Genomic DNA, 17,091 nt, shown 5'->3' on the forward strand with positions numbered 1-17,091 from the left:
CCCCTGGAGTGGCGGGTGGGGTGGGAGCACGTGGCAGCCGATGGGTTTCGGCTTCGGCCCACAGGGTCCGTTCGGCTTCTGCTTGGGCCCGGAACAACGCCTCCTGGCGGGCCCGTTCCTCGGCTTGTCGGCGCTCCCGCTCCTCCTCCCGCCGCAGGCGCTCGTCGTCTTCTTGCTGCTTGCGGGCTCGCTCCTGGGCCTCCTGTTCCAGTTCCCGCTCCAGTTGGGCCGCACTGGGCAGCTGCTGGGTGGTCTCGGGATCGAACAGCTTGACGTCCACGCCTTCGATGCCCAAGGCGGCGAGGGTCGCCTCTTCGGCTGTCACGGAAGGAGCGGTCTGGAGCGGGCTGCGCTCGGCATCTCCCGGCAGCGACTTGGGGGCTTGCTCGAGGCGAGGAGGTGGTGCCTCTTCCTGCGCGGTCGTCTCATGAGCGAAGGGCTGCGACGCGTCTTGCGGACGCGCCTCCTCGGAGGACTTGGGTGCCGCTTGCCCGATCGCCTGCGCCTCGGCCGCTTCCGGGGCGGGCCGTTGCGCTTCCTCCTGGGCCTGGTGCGGCGCCCCTTCCCGGGCGAGGCGTTGCACCTCTTCCTGCATCTGGCGTTCTTTGGCCTCTCGCGCTTCGGCCTCTCGCGCGAGGCGCTCCTGCTCCTGGCGCCGCTGCTCCTCTGCTTCCCGGGTCCTGCGCTCCAGTTCCTCCCGCGCGAGCCGCTCGGTCTCCTCTCGGCGGCGGCGTTCTTCCTCTTCCCGGGCCTGCCGCTCTGCCGCCTCCCTTGCCTGCCGTTGTGCTTCCTCCCGCGCAAGCCGCTCGGCCTCGGTTCGGGCGCGGGTCGCGAGATCCGCGAACGCCTCCGCCTCCTCCCTGGCGTGGGCATGGGTACGGCGAAGGGCGTCGAGCCGGCCGGCCACCGTGGCGAGCTCCTGATCCAAGGTGGCGGTCTCGGCTCGGACCCGCTGCAGGGTCTCTCGGAGGGGCTCGGTGTCTCCCTCACTGGCGCCCAGGGCCTCCTCGAGAGCGGCGGCTTGATTCCGTCCCCGCGCGATGGCTTCCTGCAATGGAGGGATCATTGCCTCCAGTCGAGTGACAGCACCATCCAAAGCCTCGGCCCAAGTTCGGGCCTGGGCTTCGGCGGCCTCGGCCGCCTGCACCTGACCTTCGAGGGGCAGGTCCAGGCTTCGGACCTGGGCCGCGAGAACAGAGAGATCCCGCGCGAGCGTCTCGGCCCGCTCCAGGGCTTGAGCCGTCTGCGGACGCTGTTTTTCTAGCCCCTGGCGCACTGCTTCCCAGGTGTTTGCCTCCTGCTGTGCCCGGGCAAGGGCGGCTGCCAGTCGCTCGGCCCGAGCGGCCGCCTCGGCTTCGATCCGGGCCCGAGCCTCTGTCAGGGTATTGCCTTCAGCAAGCGCCTCGGCCTGGGCTCGGGTCAGGGAATCGACCACCCGATCAGCCGTGTCGCGGGCCTCCCGCAAGTCCTCAAGCTGTTCCTCGGTCGCATTCCGCGCCCGGTCGAGCTCCGCTTTTTGCTTCGGGTCGGCGGCCTCCAGCGCTCGCTGCAGAGCGGCGAGGCGGTTCTCGGCGTGCCCGCAGGCCAAGGCCAGGAGCTGGGCCTGAGAGGAGGCCTGCTCGAGGGCGGTCGAGAGGGCCTGGGCCTTGGCCTGGGCAGCGGCGATGGCCTCGGCAAGGGCTTGCAGCTTCGTCTGGGACTTGATGCCCAGGGCTTCGCTCTTGACCTTGTACTCGGCGAGATGCTTGCCGTGGCGATCTGCTTCGGCGCGGGCTTTCGCCAGGGCAGTGGCGATTGGGTCCAGGCGGCGCTGGGTATCGGCCAGCGCCCGGGCTGCAGCGTCTGCCTCGCGGCAGGCTTCGGCGAAGGCTTTGGCACGCCGTTCAGCAGCGAGCCGCGCCTGGCGCGCCGCCTCTTCTCGGGCTTTCGCTTCTGCCTCCAGGCGAGCCCGCCGTTGCGCCTCCTCTCGGGCTCGGGCTGCCGCCTCCTCTCGGGCTCGGGCTGCCGCCTCCTCTCTCGCGCGCCGCTGCGCTTCCTCTTGGGCGCGGCGGTCCGCATCGGCTTCGGCGGATCTGGGTCTGAGCGGGCCCGTGTTGAGAATAATAGTGAAGTCGAGGGACTCGCCCTCGTCTTGCGCCGGCGGAGCGAGCCCGGTCTTGGCCTGCGTGGCCTGGCTGCCACCGCCAGGGACGAACTCCTTGACGTAGCCTTCCTTCTCCAACTTTTCCATTGTCGCGAGCAAGCTCGCGGGACTCACGCCTGCGGCCTCGGCGAGCTGGCGCACCGTCGATTTGCCGTCCACCAGCTTGAGCACCTTCATCAAGTCCCGAGGGAGTCGGCTTGCGCGGCTGGAGAGCTCCATGACCCCCTTGGCGCTCTTGGTGAACACGGTGCTTAGGTTCATGGGAAAGACCGCTACCTCGCAAACGCCCTCAATCGTCCTCGCCAGCCCGCGCGGTGCAGAAACGCAGCAGAGGCGTTTCTTTCTAATTGCACATGTATCTGACTCATTATATGGGGCTTATCCCAGGGCCGAAAGTCGAGCGCTCCCCGCTTTCCACCAAGACGACGAAGGGCGTGCCGGCGGCTTTCCACCGCTCAGCGGCTTCCCGTAGGATGTCGAGCAGGGTCCCGAAGACTTCGGGCGCTCCGCAGGCCAAGCCCTCCGGCCGGGTGACGTGCAGCAGGTATCCCTGCGCAGGAAGCCAGGCAAGATCGTTCACGCATTCTTCGAAGGCGTCCCAGTTGCCGCCGAAGTAAGGGGGACACTGCAGCGCTTGGGCTGCGCGTGAGAGCAGCGCCTCTTTGGTTTGCACCCCAGCCAGATCCAGGGTGCAGACCTGATAGCCTCGCTCGCGGGCGGCGGAGAGCAGCCGAGACAGCGCCGCGGCATCGGCGATTCGATAAACGCCGGAGACGAGGACTCGGTCCAGATCGGCGGGGTTCATTCCCGGATGCGCATGAAGCTGCGATAGTGATCCTCGGTATAGTACGCCTCCCCCCGGGCTCCCATCACGATCCGCCGAGCCCCCCGGTCCCGGGCCCCAGGCGTAGGCACGGTATATTCCCGGTAATAGCCAGGGGGCTTGGGAGGTAGGCGTCCTTCCCGGTTACGGAATTCCGTGCCGTCCTTGGCGTAGGGGAAGGGTCCGCCCTGCCGGATGAGGGCCAGGGTTTCCCGGGCTTCCGGGGGAAGGTCGACGAGGCTTACCTCGGGTGGCCGGGGAGACTCCCACCCTCCATCGCGCTCCGCAGGGAGGATGGCCAGGCCCGCTGCGACGGCCGCCATCAGGAGGGCGGCGGAGAGCAGCCGACTCGCCTTCATGGCACGGGAGGAAGCACAGGGAAAGAGCCGGGCGGGAGCCTCCTCGGGCGCGTGCAGGTCCTGGAAATGTCCAGGAACAGGGATTCGCCCATCGCCCGGGACGCGCTGCTCAGAACCCCACTTTCACCGCGGCGTTGACCACGATCATGAGGTCGCTGGTGTCACCTTTTTCCGGCAGCACGGTGCCGCTGGATACACGCATGCCGCCGTCGACCGTTCGCACCGTCACGCGCCCATAGGGCAGGGCCTGCCGTACCCGTTCCACGTCCAGCTTGTCCCAGTCACAGGGCAGCGCCAGGGTGACTTCCACCTCCATGGCTCGGAAGTCTCCTCCGGGCAACAGGGCCTTGAGCCCGGGCATGGCGTTGCGGCGGATCGCGTCTTCTATTGCCCGTATCGCGGCGGCAGTGACGTCCTGGCCGTGCTGGTCGATGCCCATGCCCAATTCGATGAGATAGACCTGGTTCATCGTCGTTTCGTCCCGCGTCGCGCCGGGGAGTGGCCGTAGCCGATTTCAGGGTTCCACGGTGAGCACAATCTTGCCGATGTGGGCACCGCTTTCCATGAGGGCGTGGGCCTGGGCAGCTTGCTCCAGGGGGAAAGTGGCGTGGATGACCGGTTTGATCTTGCCTGCTTCGATCAGGGGCCAGACCTTCTGCTGGAGTGCCTGGGCGATGGCTGCCTTCACTTCCACGGGGCGAGCGCGCAGGGTGGAGCCGGTGATGGTGAGCCGGCGCAGCATCACCTCGGCGAAGTTGACCGTCGCCTTGGCGCCGCCGAGAAAGGCAATCAGCACGAGCCGCCCATCGTCGGCGAGGGCTTTCAACTCTCGGGGGATGTAATCGCCCCCTACCATGTCCAGGATCACGTCCACGCCGCGCCCACCGGTCTCCTGGTGTACGGCCTGGACGAAGTCCTCGGTCCTGTAATTAATGGCTCGATCCGCCCCCAGCCTGACGCAGGCGGCACATTTTTCGTCGGAGCCGGCGGTCGCGAACACCCGATGGCCAAAGGCCTTGACCATCTGGATGGCGGTGACGCCGATGCCACTCGTGCCTCCTTGGACCAGGAAGCTCTCGCCCGGCCTCAGTTGGCCCCGCTCGAACACATTGTGCCACACGGTGAAGAAGGTCTCGGGAAGGGATGCCGCCTCTACCCAGGTGAGGCCTGCGGGAATGGGCAGGCACTGGACGGCGGGCACCGCCACGTACTCGGCGTAACCGCCACCTGTGAGCAGGGCGCATACGGGATCCCCGACCCGCCACGGGGCCGCGCCCTCACCCAGTTGGACAACGGTGCCCGCCACCTCCAAGCCCGGCAGGTCGGAGGCGCCGGGGGGAGGAGGATATTTGCCTTGGCGCTGGAGCACGTCGGGCCGGTTCACCCCGGCTGCGGCCACCTTGATGAGTACTTCCCCCGCTCGGGGCACCGGTACCGGCCGTGTGGTCAGGGTCAGCCGTTCGGGGGGGCCAGCTTCCTTGATCTCCACCGCCCGCATCGTCGTTGGTATTGCTTCGCTCATAACGTCCTCGATCATTTTCAATACGTTCAAGCTCCGGCGCGAAACGCCCGGATACGGGCTTTGAGGCCCGGCCCGCTTACGGAACGAGCAAGCTCCGCCATATCGGCGTCCCGGCTCTCGATCACCGTCAGGGCGTTGAGCCGGGCTGCGCTCTCCAAGGGCAGGGCCTGGGCTTCCCGCGCTGCCTCGGCGATCAGATCCTCCCACTCGTGTCGTGCGGCGACGCGATTCAGGAATCCCGCACCGACCGCCTCGTCGGCCCCGAAGGTGCGGCTCTCGATCAGAAGCCGCCGCGCCTGCTCTGGTCCGACCCGGTGGGCCAGCCGACGGGTGCCCAGCACCACGCCGAAACGCAGGCCCGGCATGCGGAAGGTGGCTTCGGGGGAAGCGATCCGCTGGTTGCACGCCACCACCAGATCGGCACCGGCGCCGAAGTTGCGGCCATGGGCCAGGGCCAGGCTCTGGAAGGGAGCGTGGTAGAGGGCTTGGAGCAGGGTCTCGATGCGCAGGAAGCGCAGCGCCAAGTCACCCTCACTCTGGCGCTCAAAGTCGCTGAAGTCGAAACCCGCGCAGAAGTGCTCGCCCTTGCCCTCCAGGACCAGGAGCCGAGTGCCGTCGGAGGCCGCGGCCTCCACCGCGGCGATCAGAGCCTCCACCAGGGCAGTGTCCAGGGCGTTCGCCTTGTGGGGCCGGTTGAGGCACAAGCGCGTCAGGCCTTCGGTACGGGAGACGAGGAGCGGTTCGCCCGGGTTCATGCGACGAGGTGGCGGCGGGCCTCCACCGACCGATCCCAAATGTTTGGCAAAGCAGTGTTGGAATAGCCCGAGACGAACGGCTTCACGTCCCCCGTCTCCGGTACGTACACGTGGCGTGCTACCGCACCGATGTTGGCTCCGTAGACATGGATCGACACCGAAGGGCGGTCTGAATGCGCATTCGACACCTGGTGCACATCGCCGATACGGGGGCTCACGAGGTCCACCTGACCCGGCTCGAGCAGGTGTTCATGGGCGAGCGCAAGGGGGCGTCCCGGCCCCTGGAAATCGTACTCCCGACACCGTTCCGCTCCGCGTATCATGCCCACCATGCCCCAGACCGTGTGATCGTGCACCGGCGTCGTCTGGCCGGGGCCCCAAACGAAGGAGACCACGCTGAACCGTTCCAGGGGGTCGCAATGGAGCAGGTATTGCTGGTAGTGATCGGGATGCGGTCGGGCGAACTCCTCCGGCAGCCAGTCGTCATGGGATACGAGGGCCGAGAGGAGCTTCTTTCCCTCTTCCAGGAGGCGGGCTTCGTCGTCGCCAGCGGATTGCACCAATCGGGTCATTTCCTGGACGAATGTGCGAAAGCGAGATGTGTTCATAGGAGATTTCCGGACAGGAGAGGAACAGCGCCGCCGTGGATGGTTTCGCCCTCAGCGGATACTACGATAGGATAACATAGCCGGCGCCGGGCGCCGCCGCAGAATGTTTTCCGATGCCGATCACCCTCATCTACCGCCGCCTGGGGAACAGCGGGCTCAAGGTCTCGCCCTTGTGCCTCGGCACCATGATGTTCGGCGACCGCACCGATGCCGCCGAGGCGGCGCGCATCGTCGCCTCGGCCTATGAGGCGGGGGTGAACTTCATCGACACGGCCGACAACTATGCCAAAGGGGAGTCTGAGCGCCTCATCGGCCGCCTGATCAAGCCCCAGCGCCATCACTGGGTCCTGGCCACCAAGGTGGGGAACAGGGTGGGCAGGGAAATCCATGCCGGCGGGCTATCCCGCAAGTGGCTGGCAGTGGCCCTGGAGGCGAGCCTGACGCGGCTCGGCACGGATTACGTGGACATCTACTACCTGCACCTGGACGATTACGATACGCCCCAGGAGGAAACCCTGGCGGCCCTCGGCGACCTGATCCGCAGCGGCAAGGTGCGGTATTGGGGTGTGTCCAACTTCCGCGCCTACCGTATCGTCTCCCTCTTCCACCTGGCGAAGCAGATGGGCATCGCGCCACCGGTGGTGTGCCAACCCTATTACAACGCCATGAACCGGGTGCCAGAGGTAGAGATTTTGCCAGCCTGCGGCGAGCTGGGCTTGGGGGTCGTGCCCTATAGCCCCCTTGCCCGCGGGGTGCTCACCGGCAAGTACCGGCCGGGGGAGACGCCCGCCGCGGAGACGCGAGCGGGACGCCGCGACGAGCGGATGTTGCAAACCGAATTCCGCCCCGAGTCCCTGGTCCTCGCTCAGGAAATCAAGGCTCGGGCCGAAGCGAAGGGCATGAGCGCCGGCCAATGGGCCCTCAACTGGGTGCTGGCAAACCGCCTGGTTACCTCGGTGCTCGCCGGACCGCGTACGCTAGAGCAGTGGCAGGAATACCTGGGAGCCTTGGAGCATCGGCTGGATGCCGAGGACGAGGCGTTTCTCGATGCGCGGGTGCCTCCGGGACATCCCTCCACGCCAGGATACACCGACCCCAAGTACCCGGTGCGTGGGCGGGTGGTGGAAGCGCCTTGTGCCGGGGCGGGAAATTGAACCTGGACGAGACGCCATGGGTGCGCTGAGACAAGTCTTCGCCACGGTGGGCGCGAAAAGCGCCATCCCTTTCCGAGTGGTGTTCGCCGACGGTACCAGCTACGAGAACCAGGTCAACGACGACCCGGCGTTCGTAGTTGCGTTCAAGACGCGGGCGGCCGAGCGAGCCACGGTCCTTTTTGGCCACGTGGGATTCCTGGAGGCCTACTTCGATCGGGAGATTGAGCTGGAGGGGGACTTAAGGCTCGCCATCCGCGCTGGCATGGAGGGGGGCTTCGACCGCCGCCCGGGCCCCCTGGTGCGGGCGCGCAACCGTTGGCACGAGCTGCGCTACGGCAACCGTACCGTCGAGCAGGCCAAGGCCAACGCCCGCTATCACTACGGCCTGGGGACGGCGTTCTACCGTTTCTGGCTCGATCAACCCTACATGATGTACACCTGCGCCTATTGGAAGGAGGGTACTCGGACCCTGGAGCAGGCTCAGCAGAATAAGTTGGAGCACGTATGCCGCAAGCTGCGGCTCGCTCCCGGCGAGCGGGTGGTCGACATCGGCTGCGGGTGGGGCGGTTTTCTCTTCTACGCTCACGAGCGCTACGGCGTCACCGGCGTCGGTGTCAATACCACCCCCGAGCAGGTGGCAGCCATGCGGGAGGAAATCGCCCGGCGCGGCCTCCAGGGCCAGATCGAGGCGGTGGAGGCGGATTTCCGGCAGGTGCCGGGGACCTACGACAAGGTGTGCTCCATCGGCGTGCTGGAGCACGCGGGGCGAGACCAGCTGGAGGAAGTGGTGCGTGCCCATGCCGATTGCCTGAAGCCTGGCGGGATCGGCGTGCTGCATTTTATCGGCCATGTGGGGCGCTACGAAACCGAATACTGGATTCGCGCCCATATCTTTCCCGGCGGTTGGATCCCGGCTCTGTCCGAGACCATCGAGGCCATGGAACGCGCCGGGCTCGAAGTCCTGGACGTGGAGAATCTGCGGCGCCATTACGCCCTCACCCTGGATGCCTGGGCCGAGCGCTTCGACGCCCACTGGGCGCAGATCCATGCCCTCGATCCGCAGAAGTTCGACGAGCGCTTCCGCCGCAAATGGCGTGTCTATCTCTATTCCTGCGCGGAAATGTTCCGCTCACCCCACGGGTACACCCATCTCTTCCAGATCGTGTACTCCAAGGGCAACACCACGACCTATCCCATGAGCCGGGCGTTCCTGTACCGGGGCGAGACGAGCCCATGAGCGGCACGACCCACGCGGCCAAGGTGCAGCGGCTGCAGGCGCTGATGGCGGCTCGACAAGGGCCTGTCGGTCTTGCCAAGGGCACATCCAACCTATTTCGCGACCGACGGGAGCAAGCCAAGTTGCGCTTGGACGTGGGAGACTTCGACACCGTGCTGCGGGTGGATCCGGCGGCCGGATTGATCGAGGCCGAGGGCATGGTGACCTACGAGCGGCTGACCGATGCGGCCCTCGCCTGCGGCCTGATGCCCGCCGTGGTCCCCCAGTTGAAATCCATCACCCTGGGGGGCGCCGTGGCAGGTGTTGCCATCGAGGCGAGCGCCTTTCTCTACGGGTTGGTGCACGAGACGGTGGAGGAGTTGGAAGTCCTGACTGGGGACGGACGCGTGCTCATCGCTCGCCGGGACAACGAGCACCGAGACCTGTTCTACGGCTTCCCCAATTCCTACGGCACCCTGGGCTATGCCTTGCGGCTCAAGGTGAAAGCAGTACCGGTCAAGGCCTACGTGCGCCTCGAGCATCGTCGCTTCAGCGACGCCCGCCGTTTCTTCCAGGCGCTTGAGGAGGAGTGCCGCGGCGATGCGGATTTCATCGACGGCGTGGTCTTTGGGCGCGAGGAGCTGGTTCTCACCCTGGGCCGCTTCGTGGACCAGGCACCGTACACGAGCGACTACCGCTTCGAGCACATCTACTATCGCTCGCTGCGCAGCCGGCCGGAGGACTATCTCACGGTACGGGACTACTTGTGGCGCTGGGACACCGATTGGTTCTGGTGCTCGAAGAACGTGGGAGCCCAAAACCCGCTGCTGCGGCGCTTTGTCTTCGGACCGTCCCGGCTCAACTCGGTCACTTATACCCGCATCATGCGCTGGAATGCCCGCTGGGGGTTCACCCGCGCCCTGAATCGGGTGATGGGATGGCACACCGAGTCGGTGATCCAGGACGTGGACATTCCGCTGCCACGCTGCGACGAGTTCCTGGACTTTTTCCTGGCGCAGATCGGCATCCTGCCCATCTGGGTCTGCCCCATCCGCGTGCACGCCGGGGATTACGCCCTCTACCCTATGCGTCCCGGTGAGCTTTACGTGAACTTCGGCTTCTGGGACGTGGTGAGGCGTCGCGAATCCTTCCCTGCCGGATACCACAACCGTCTCATCGAAAGGAAGGTCCAGGCCCTGGGCGGAATCAAATCCCTCTATTCCGAGTCTTATTTCACCGAGGACGAGTTCTGGCGGATCTACGGGGGAGAGGCCTACCGCCAGTTGAAGGCCCGATACGACCCGCAAGGGGCGTTCCCCGATCTGTACCAGAAGTGCGTCCTGGGACGTTGATAGCCGTTGCTTCCCGTCGCCGTAAAGGAGGAATGCGTCATGAAGCGTACAAGGGTTGCGGGTCTCGGAATCCTCGCTCTAGGGCTTGCCGCGGTGTCCGCCACGGCCGAGGAGCTTGCGCTTCCCCCGGAAAGAACCCAAGGGCCCGTGACCTATCTCACCGGGGGCGTGGGCAAGGAGGAGTCCGACGCCATCAAGAGGGTCCAGGGCCGCTACCCCTTGAGCTTGCTCTTCGTCGAGCGGGGGGGCCCGAACACCTGGCACTACCTGGCCAACGTGCGGGTGACCCTCCGGGATGCCACGGGCAAGAGTCTGCTGGAGACCACGGCCGACGGGCCTTTCCTGCTCGCCAAGCTGCCGGAGGGCCGCTACACCGTGGTCGCGGAAATATACGGTAAGTCCATCACCCGGCAGGCCGATCTCACGCAGGGCAAGCGGGCCCAACTCGTGTTCGAGTGGACCCCATAGCGTTTTTGCGTCGTCATGGCCAGGAGCGGCGTGCCCCGGCTTCGGGAGGCTGGGGAAGGAACGCTTGCGCTGCCCGACCGTCTAATGATTGTTTCTTGCGGGAGGCGTGGGGATGGATACCGAGCTCAAGCAGCGCGCCGAACGCATTCTTGCTAGCCTCAACGCCGTGGCGCGACCGGACGGGGCGCTGGCCCACGCCCTGGCGCGGAACGCGAGTCTTGCCGTGATCGCCGACCACGCCCGGGAAGAGGGCTTCGGGGCTCAGGCCGAGGCGCTGGAACAGATCGCCGCTGCCCTGGTCAAGGAAAGCGCCGGCTAGGGCCTACTCGAACCGATTGGTGAGGGTACCGATCCCTTCGATCGCCACCTCTACGGTGTTGCCCGGCTTCATGGAGCCCACGCCCACCGAGGTGCCGCAGGCGATCACGTCCCCTGGCTCCAGGGTCATGTCTCGGGAAATGAGGGCCACCAGCCGGTACGGCCCGAAGATCATGTCGGACACGGGGTAGTTCTGCCGCTCCTCCCCGTCGAGGAGCGTGCGCACCGTGAGCCGATAGGGGTCGAGGTCGGTGGCGATTACCGGTCCGAACGGACCGAAGGTATCGTAGCCCTTGGCCCGCACCCACTGGGGGAAGGTGGGGTCTTTCTGGATGATCTCTGCCGCGGTGACGTCGTTCACGCAGGTATAGCCGAAGATGTAGCGGGGCGCCTCTTCCTCGCTACAGCCGCTCACCCGCTTCCCTATCACGATTCCCAGCTCCCCTTCGAACACCACCTTGCCCCCATATGTCCGGGGCGAGCGGATGGTCTCGCCGGGGGCAAGGAACGAGTTGTTGGCCTTGAGCAGGTAGAGGGGTTCGGGCGGCTCCGGCACCTTGAGCTTGGCCGCGAGGGCGTGGAAGTTGTTCCATAGGGCCACCATCTTGCCCGGCACGCAGGGAGGCAGGAGCTTGACTGCCGCCAGAGACAGGCGCCTCCCCGTGGGCCGGGATGAGGCGAAGAGATCGCCCTCGTGCTCGGCAATGGTGTCTCCTTCCAGCGTCCCGAACCCGATGTGGCCGTCGGCCTGATAGCGTACCCAATGGCTCATTGAAATCCTCTCCTGCGGCGGGAATGCAATGATGGGGCGCAGGGCCGCACGTACCCTGCATTCCGCGATGTGAATAGACGTATCGCGATCCGAAGCAAGCATACCGCGGATCGGCGCGCGCTGGAATAGCCGTGGAGATTCCGGCTACGGACGGGATCGGGAAAGATGCGCTGCCTCGCCCCAACCGCCACCCAAGGCTTTTACCAGGTCGGCGACCGCTACCCGCTGATCCCGCAACGCGTCGATGCGGCTCAATTCCGCCGCAAGAAGGTTGCGTTCGGCGTCGAGCACCTCCAGCTGGCTGGAGAGCCCTTGGGCGTAGCGCACCCGAGCGAGCCGCAGGGTCTCAGCCAGGGCTTGCGTGCGGTGGCCTTCCGCCTCAAAGATCTCCCGGGAGCGGGTCTGGCGAGCGAGGGCCTCCCGCACCTCGGCAAAGGCTTGCTGGATCGCTTTGCGGTATTGGGCGACAGCCTGGCGCTGGCGGGCCTCGGCCGCCTCCACCTCGGCGGAGAGGCGCCCGCCTTGGAAGATGGGCTGGGCGAGGCCCGCCGCCACCTGCCAGATGCCCGCTCCTGCAGTAAAGAGATCCGACAGGGAGGCGCTCTCGGAGCCGAGAAAACCCGTCAGGGCGATGCGCGGAAAGAGGGCCGCCCGTGCCGCGCCGATCTCGGCGTGGGCGGCGATCAGTGATTGTTCCGCCTCCACCAGGTCGGGACGCCGCAGCAGGAGGTCGGAAGGCAGACCTTCCGGCACCACCACGGCGGATGGGGCGTCCCGATGGGTTTCCCGCGCCAGCTCTTGCTCGAGGATAGCCCGGGGGCTGCGGCCCAGGAGCACGGCGAGGGCCGCCTCCTCCGCTTCGCGGGCGCGCTCCAGGGCCGAAAGCTGGGCGCGGGCCGAGGCTACTTCCGCCTCCCGCTGCCGCAGCTCAAACTCACCGATCAAACCGCTGCGATGCCGCACCCTCTGGAGCTCCAGCTCTTCCAGGCGCAGCGCCAGAGAGCGGCGGGTAGCGCTCACCTGGCCATCCAGGGCGGTCAGGTGAAAATAGGACCGCACGACCTCGGCGGTGAGAGCGAGGCGCACGGTTTCCAGGGCGGCATGGGTAGCGAGCAGGCGGGCTTGGGCGGCCTCGGCCGCGTTCTTCAGCCGTCCCCACAGGTCGAGCTCGTAGGCCACGTTGAGGGTGCCGCGATAGGTATCCTGAGTGGCAGGAGTGCCAGGCGGCAGAGGAAGGGAGGAACGCTCGGAGCGACGGGCACGGCTCGCCTCCCCGGTGACGTCCAGCGCGGGCAGCCGCTGGGCTGCCGCGATGCGGGCGAGGGCCCGGGCTTCATCCACCCGAGCCACGGCGAGGCGCAGGTCCTGATTGTGGCTCAGGGCTTCTTCCACCAGCCGGTCGAGGGCGGGCTCCGCGTAGAGGGTCCACCAACGCTCGGCAGGAGCGGTGACGCCGCCGACGGGCGCTTTCTTCCACGCGCTCGGCAGCTCTTGGAGCGGGCGCTCGTAATCCGGGGCGAGGGAGACGCAGCCCGCGAGAACAGGGGCCGCGAGCAGGGATAGGAGCAGCCTACGCGCCATCGTCGCCTCCTTTGGCCGTGGGATGGCGATGAGGCATGGCCGGTGCGGGCCGGTGGGCGAGGGCCCGGGCGTGCTCCACCTCCTTGAGGATTTCCTCTGTGGAGCGGGGCTCCCGCAGCGTGCGCGCCGTGATGAGCTTGAAGAACAGGGGCACGAAGAAGATGGCGAGGAAAGTCGCGGCCAGCATCCCGCCCACAACGCCCGTACCGACCGAGTGGCGGGCGCCAGCCCCGGCGCCGGTGGAAACCGCCAGCGGCAGCGCACCGAAGATGAAGGCAAGCGAGGTCATGAGAATCGGCCGGAAACGCAGCCGCGCCGCCTCCACTGCCGCGGCAGTGGCGGACAAGCCCGCGTGAAACTTCATCGAGGCGTATTCCACGATCAGGATGGCGTTCTTGGCGGCAAGACCCAGCAGGGTCACGAGCCCGATCTGGAAATAGACGTCGTTGGTGAGGCCCCGCAGCCATACCGCGGCGAGTGCCCCGAAGGTGCCGAAGGGCAGGGCGAACAGCACCGACAGGGGAAGGGACCATTTTTCGTACTGGGCGGCGAGGATCAGGAACACCATCACCACCGCCATTGCCAGGGCGAGGCTGGAGGTGCCCCCCGCCTTCTTCTCCTGATAGGAAGTGCCGCTCCAGTCCAGGCTGAAGTCGGGAGGCAGCACCTCCCGGGCGATGCGCTCGATGCCTTCGATGGCCTGGCCAGAACTCACCCCCGGCGCACCCGCGCCGAAGATCTTGACCGCCGGCAGGTTGTTGAACCGGTCCAGGGTCTCCGGCCCCGAGGTGTAGCGCACCGTCGCCAGCGACTCCAACGGCACCATTTCGCCCCGCTGGCTGCGCAGCCACACGTTGCCGATGTCCTGCGGCGCGTTGCGGTAGCGGGGCTCCGCTGACATGAGCACCTGCCAGGTACGGCCATACTTGTTGAAGTCGTTGACGTAGAAAGTGCCCAGCGTTGCCGCCAGCGTGTCGAATAGCTCGTCGATGGACACCCCCAACGCCTTTGCCTTTTGCCGGTCCACGTCCACGTAGAGCTGAGGCGTATTGGACCGCCACAGGGTGTTCACCTGGACGAACATGGGATCCTGTGCCGCCCGGGCGAGAAACTGCTGAGTAACCTGGGCGAGCCGCTTGGAGTCGCTCTCGCCTCGGTTCTGCAGGTAAAGTTCGAAGCCGCCGGCGTTGCCGAGGCCGAAGATGGGCGGCGGGTTGAACGCCAGTACCAGCGCTTCCTGGAGATGAGCGGTCTTCATGAACAGGTCTGCGATGAGGGCTTGCACCGATACGTCCCGCTCGTCCCAGTGCTTCTGGGTAACAAAGATGGTGGCCGCGCTCGTGCGGAAGGCGCCGCCCAGGAAATCGAAACCGGTGAAAGCCACCGCGTCCTCGTTGGCCGGATTGGACTGGATGAGCTTCAGCACCTCGTCCACTACCCGGTCGGTGCGCTCCAAGCTCGCCCCATCTGGCAGCAGCACCGTGGCGATGTAGAAGCCCTGGTCTTCGTCCGGCACGAGCGAGCCCGGCGTCGCACGCCACAGCCCGGCAGTGAGGGCCACCATGCCAGCGAACAGCAGGATGCCGATGCCGCCACGCCGGATCATCCATGCCACACCGCGGGCGTAGCGCTGGGTGATCCACCCGAACCCCTCGTTGAACCAATGGGCGAGCCCTCCCGTCTGCTTGTGCTCGTGCTTGAGAATCAGCACGCACAGGGAAGGCGTCAGGGTAAGGGCCACCAGCCCGGAGATGACCACCGAGATGGAAATGGTGACGGCAAACTGGCGATAGAGCTCCCCAGTGAGGCCCCCCAGGAAGGCGATGGGGATGAATACCGCACACAGGGTGAGCACGATGGCCACCACTGGGCCGGTCACTTCCCGCATCGCTTTGATGGCGGCCTCTCGTGCTGAGGCGCGGTCCTCGTGCATGATGCGCTCCACGTTCTCCAGCACCACGATGGCATCGTCTACCACGATGCCGATGGAGAGTACCATGCCGAACAGTGTCAGCGTGTTGATGGAATAGCCCAGGGCGAGCAGCCCCGCGAAGGTGCCGATCAGGGATACCGGTACCGCGATGATGGGAATCAGAGTGGCGCGTAAGTTTTGCAGGAATACGTACACCACCAGAAGCACGAGCAGCATCGCCTCGCCCAGGGTCTTGAGCACTTCCCGGATCGAAACCTCCACGAAACGCGTAGTATCGTACGGGATCGCGTAGGCAAGCCCGTCGGGGAAGCGCTGAGCGAGCTCGGCCATGGTGGCTTGCACGCTTTTCGCCACATCCAGGGCATTGGCCCCCGGCTGCAGGAAAATGCCCACGAGGGTGGCGGGCTTGCCGTTGTAGCGGCCGATGAATTCGTAGTCCTTGGAACCCAGTTCCACCCGGGCCACGTCCTTGAGCCGCAGCGTCGAGCCGTCCGGATTCGCCCGCACCACGATGTTCTCGAACTCGGAGACGTCGCTCAGCCGACCTTTGGTGTTGACGGTGTAGGTGAGCTCTTGGGGCCCGCTGGTGGGGGGCTGGCCAATCTTGCCAGCAGCGAACTGGGCATTCTGCTCGTTGATGGCGCGTACCAGATCGGCCGTGGTGAGCTTTAGCTGGGCCAGTCGGTCAGGGCGCACCCAGATGCGCATGGCGTAGTCTTTGGCGCCGAACACCTGGACGTTGGTGGTGCCGGGGACGCGCTTGAGCACGTCGAGCACGTTGAGCGTCACGTAGTTGCTGGTGTACAGATCGTCGTAGCGTCCGTCGGGCGAATAGAACGCCAGAACCTGGAGGAAGGCCGACGAGCCTTTCTCCACCGTGACGCCTTGGCGCCGCACTTCCTCGGGCAGGCGCGCCTCCGCCTGCTTGACCCGGTTGTTAACGTTCACCGCCGCGATGTCCACGTCGGTGCCGATCGCGAAGGTCACCTGGATCTCCACCACCCCGTTGGAAGCGGAGGTGGAGCTCATGTACAGCATGTCTTCGATGCCGTTGATGGCGTTTTCCAGCGGCGCCGCCACGGTCTGCTCCAGGGTCTCGGCCGAGGCCCCAGGGTAGACCGCCCGCACCAAAACCACTGGGGGGGCGATCTCGGGATACTGGGCGATGGGCAGATTCCTCATCGCTGCGAGGCCCGCGATGACGATGAACAGGGAGAGCACGGCCGCGAAAATCGGCCGGTCGATGAAGAAGCGGGAAAACATGGTTCAGCCTGGCGGTTTCAGGAAGGGGCCGCGGGCCGTTTTTCCGCCTGCGGGGTTGTGATTTTGACCGGGGCGCCAGGCCGGATTCTCATTACCCCGTCGACGATCACCCGCTCGCCTGCTGCGAGACCCTGCCGGATCAACCAGGCATCTCCGTTCCATGGTCCCACTTGCACCGGACGCGGCTCAGCCTTGCCCTCGGCGTTGACCACGTAGACGAATTTGCCCGCCGGGCCTTCCAGGACCGCCCGCTGGGGGACCAGCACCGCCTGGGGCCGCAGTGCGCCGTGCAAAACCACCCGCACGAATTCTCCCGCCCGAAGCCGGCCTTCCGGATTTGGCACCTGGGCCCGGGCCTCGCTGGTGCCGGTCTGGGGGTTCACCCGCACGTCGGTGAAATCGAGGTGACCCATGTGGGGGTAGGCGCGGCCGTCGGCGAGCGTAAGCCCCACCTGGAAGCGCCCGTGGGGCGGAAGCTTGAGGCGCCCGCTTTCCGCCTCTTCCTGGATTGCCATCCGCTCTTGGTCGGGAATGCCGAAAATCACGTACATGGGATCAATCTGGGTCACGGTGGTGAGCAGCACAGCGGGACCGGAGACTAGGGTTCCTTCCGAGACCGCCGCGCGCCCGGAGACGCCGGAAATGGGCGCCTCCACGCGTGTGTATTCCAGGTTGAGCCGGGCTTCCGCGACCCGGGCGCGGGCCGCCTGCACTTCGGCCGCGGCGATCCTCTCGGCGGAGACCGCGTCATCGTAGTCCTTTTGTGCTACCGCCTTGGCTTCGAAGGCGGGCGCAAGCCGCGCCGTATCCCGCCTTGCCTGGGC

16 protein-coding genes are annotated in these 17,091 nt (G+C 66.4%); 5 read left to right on the forward strand and 11 right to left on the reverse strand.

Features of this window, described 5'->3' with window-relative positions:
* From V7Q81_RS09065 to V7Q81_RS09095, 7 genes are all read right to left on the reverse strand, one after another.
* A partial coding sequence (locus tag V7Q81_RS09065; RefSeq protein ID WP_333842302.1) for a winged helix-turn-helix transcriptional regulator occupies positions 1-2,404 on the reverse strand: 2,404 nt, incomplete at its 3' end.
* A gap of 106 nt (positions 2,405-2,510) precedes the next feature.
* A complete protein-coding gene (locus V7Q81_RS09070) occupies positions 2,511-2,948 on the reverse strand; it encodes a barstar family protein (protein WP_333842304.1) in 438 nt (145 codons plus the stop codon).
* Positions 2,945-3,325, reverse strand: a complete 381-nt coding sequence (locus V7Q81_RS09075; protein WP_333842307.1) for a ribonuclease domain-containing protein — start codon at positions 3,323-3,325, stop codon at positions 2,945-2,947. Before V7Q81_RS09075 ends, V7Q81_RS09070 begins: the two co-directional genes overlap by 4 nt.
* 109 nt (positions 3,326-3,434) lie before the next feature.
* On the reverse strand, positions 3,435-3,794 hold the full coding sequence (locus tag V7Q81_RS09080; protein ID WP_333842308.1) for a Lin0512 family protein: 360 nt from the start codon (positions 3,792-3,794) through the stop codon (positions 3,435-3,437).
* A gap of 45 nt (positions 3,795-3,839) precedes the next feature.
* On the reverse strand, positions 3,840-4,823 hold the full coding sequence (locus tag V7Q81_RS09085) for an NAD(P)H-quinone oxidoreductase (protein WP_333842335.1): 984 nt from the start codon (positions 4,821-4,823) through the stop codon (positions 3,840-3,842).
* Between the two features lie 50 nt (positions 4,824-4,873).
* Positions 4,874-5,602, reverse strand: coding sequence for an enoyl-CoA hydratase/isomerase family protein (locus V7Q81_RS09090; protein WP_333842310.1), 729 nt, complete (start codon positions 5,600-5,602; stop codon positions 4,874-4,876).
* A complete protein-coding gene (locus V7Q81_RS09095; RefSeq protein ID WP_333842312.1) occupies positions 5,599-6,210 on the reverse strand; it encodes a cysteine dioxygenase in 612 nt (203 codons plus the stop codon). Before V7Q81_RS09095 ends, V7Q81_RS09090 begins: the two co-directional genes overlap by 4 nt.
* Positions 6,211-6,323: 113 nt before the next feature.
* Between V7Q81_RS09095 and V7Q81_RS09100 the strand changes: the two genes are divergently transcribed.
* The 5 genes from V7Q81_RS09100 to V7Q81_RS09120 all read left to right on the forward strand — a co-directional run bounded on the left by V7Q81_RS09100 (position 6,324) and on the right by V7Q81_RS09120 (position 10,719).
* A complete protein-coding gene (locus V7Q81_RS09100; RefSeq protein WP_333842315.1) occupies positions 6,324-7,364 on the forward strand; it encodes an aldo/keto reductase in 1,041 nt (346 codons plus the stop codon).
* A 16-nt stretch (positions 7,365-7,380) separates the two neighbouring features.
* Complete coding sequence (locus V7Q81_RS09105) at positions 7,381-8,601, forward strand: cyclopropane-fatty-acyl-phospholipid synthase family protein (RefSeq protein WP_333842317.1); 1,221 nt, start codon at positions 7,381-7,383, stop codon at positions 8,599-8,601.
* Positions 8,598-9,932, forward strand: coding sequence for an FAD-binding oxidoreductase (locus V7Q81_RS09110; RefSeq protein WP_333842320.1), 1,335 nt, complete (start codon positions 8,598-8,600; stop codon positions 9,930-9,932). Before V7Q81_RS09105 ends, V7Q81_RS09110 begins: the two co-directional genes overlap by 4 nt.
* A gap of 39 nt (positions 9,933-9,971) precedes the next feature.
* Complete coding sequence (locus tag V7Q81_RS09115; protein ID WP_333842322.1) at positions 9,972-10,400, forward strand: carboxypeptidase regulatory-like domain-containing protein; 429 nt, start codon at positions 9,972-9,974, stop codon at positions 10,398-10,400.
* Positions 10,401-10,512: 112 nt separating this feature from the next.
* The gene (locus tag V7Q81_RS09120) at positions 10,513-10,719 is read left to right on the forward strand and encodes a hypothetical protein (protein ID WP_333842324.1); all 207 of its coding nucleotides are present in this window, start codon (positions 10,513-10,515) and stop codon (positions 10,717-10,719) included.
* Between the two features lie 3 nt (positions 10,720-10,722).
* Here V7Q81_RS09120 and V7Q81_RS09125 read toward each other — a convergent pair whose 3' ends face one another.
* The 4 genes from V7Q81_RS09125 to V7Q81_RS09140 all read right to left on the reverse strand — a co-directional run.
* Positions 10,723-11,490, reverse strand: coding sequence for a fumarylacetoacetate hydrolase family protein (locus V7Q81_RS09125; protein WP_333842327.1), 768 nt, complete (start codon positions 11,488-11,490; stop codon positions 10,723-10,725).
* Between the two features lie 144 nt (positions 11,491-11,634).
* A complete protein-coding gene (locus V7Q81_RS09130; protein WP_333842329.1) occupies positions 11,635-13,071 on the reverse strand; it encodes an efflux transporter outer membrane subunit in 1,437 nt (478 codons plus the stop codon).
* On the reverse strand, positions 13,061-16,267 hold the full coding sequence (locus V7Q81_RS09135) for an efflux RND transporter permease subunit (protein ID WP_333842331.1): 3,207 nt from the start codon (positions 16,265-16,267) through the stop codon (positions 13,061-13,063). Before V7Q81_RS09135 ends, V7Q81_RS09130 begins: the two co-directional genes overlap by 11 nt.
* 17 nt (positions 16,268-16,284) lie before the next feature.
* On the reverse strand, positions 16,285-17,091 hold an 807-nt coding region (locus V7Q81_RS09140), incomplete at its 5' end, for an efflux RND transporter periplasmic adaptor subunit (protein WP_333842333.1).

It is taken from the genome of Pelomicrobium sp., from assembly GCF_036803785.1.
In the GTDB taxonomy this organism is placed as follows: domain Bacteria; phylum Pseudomonadota; class Gammaproteobacteria; order Burkholderiales; family UBA6910; genus Pelomicrobium.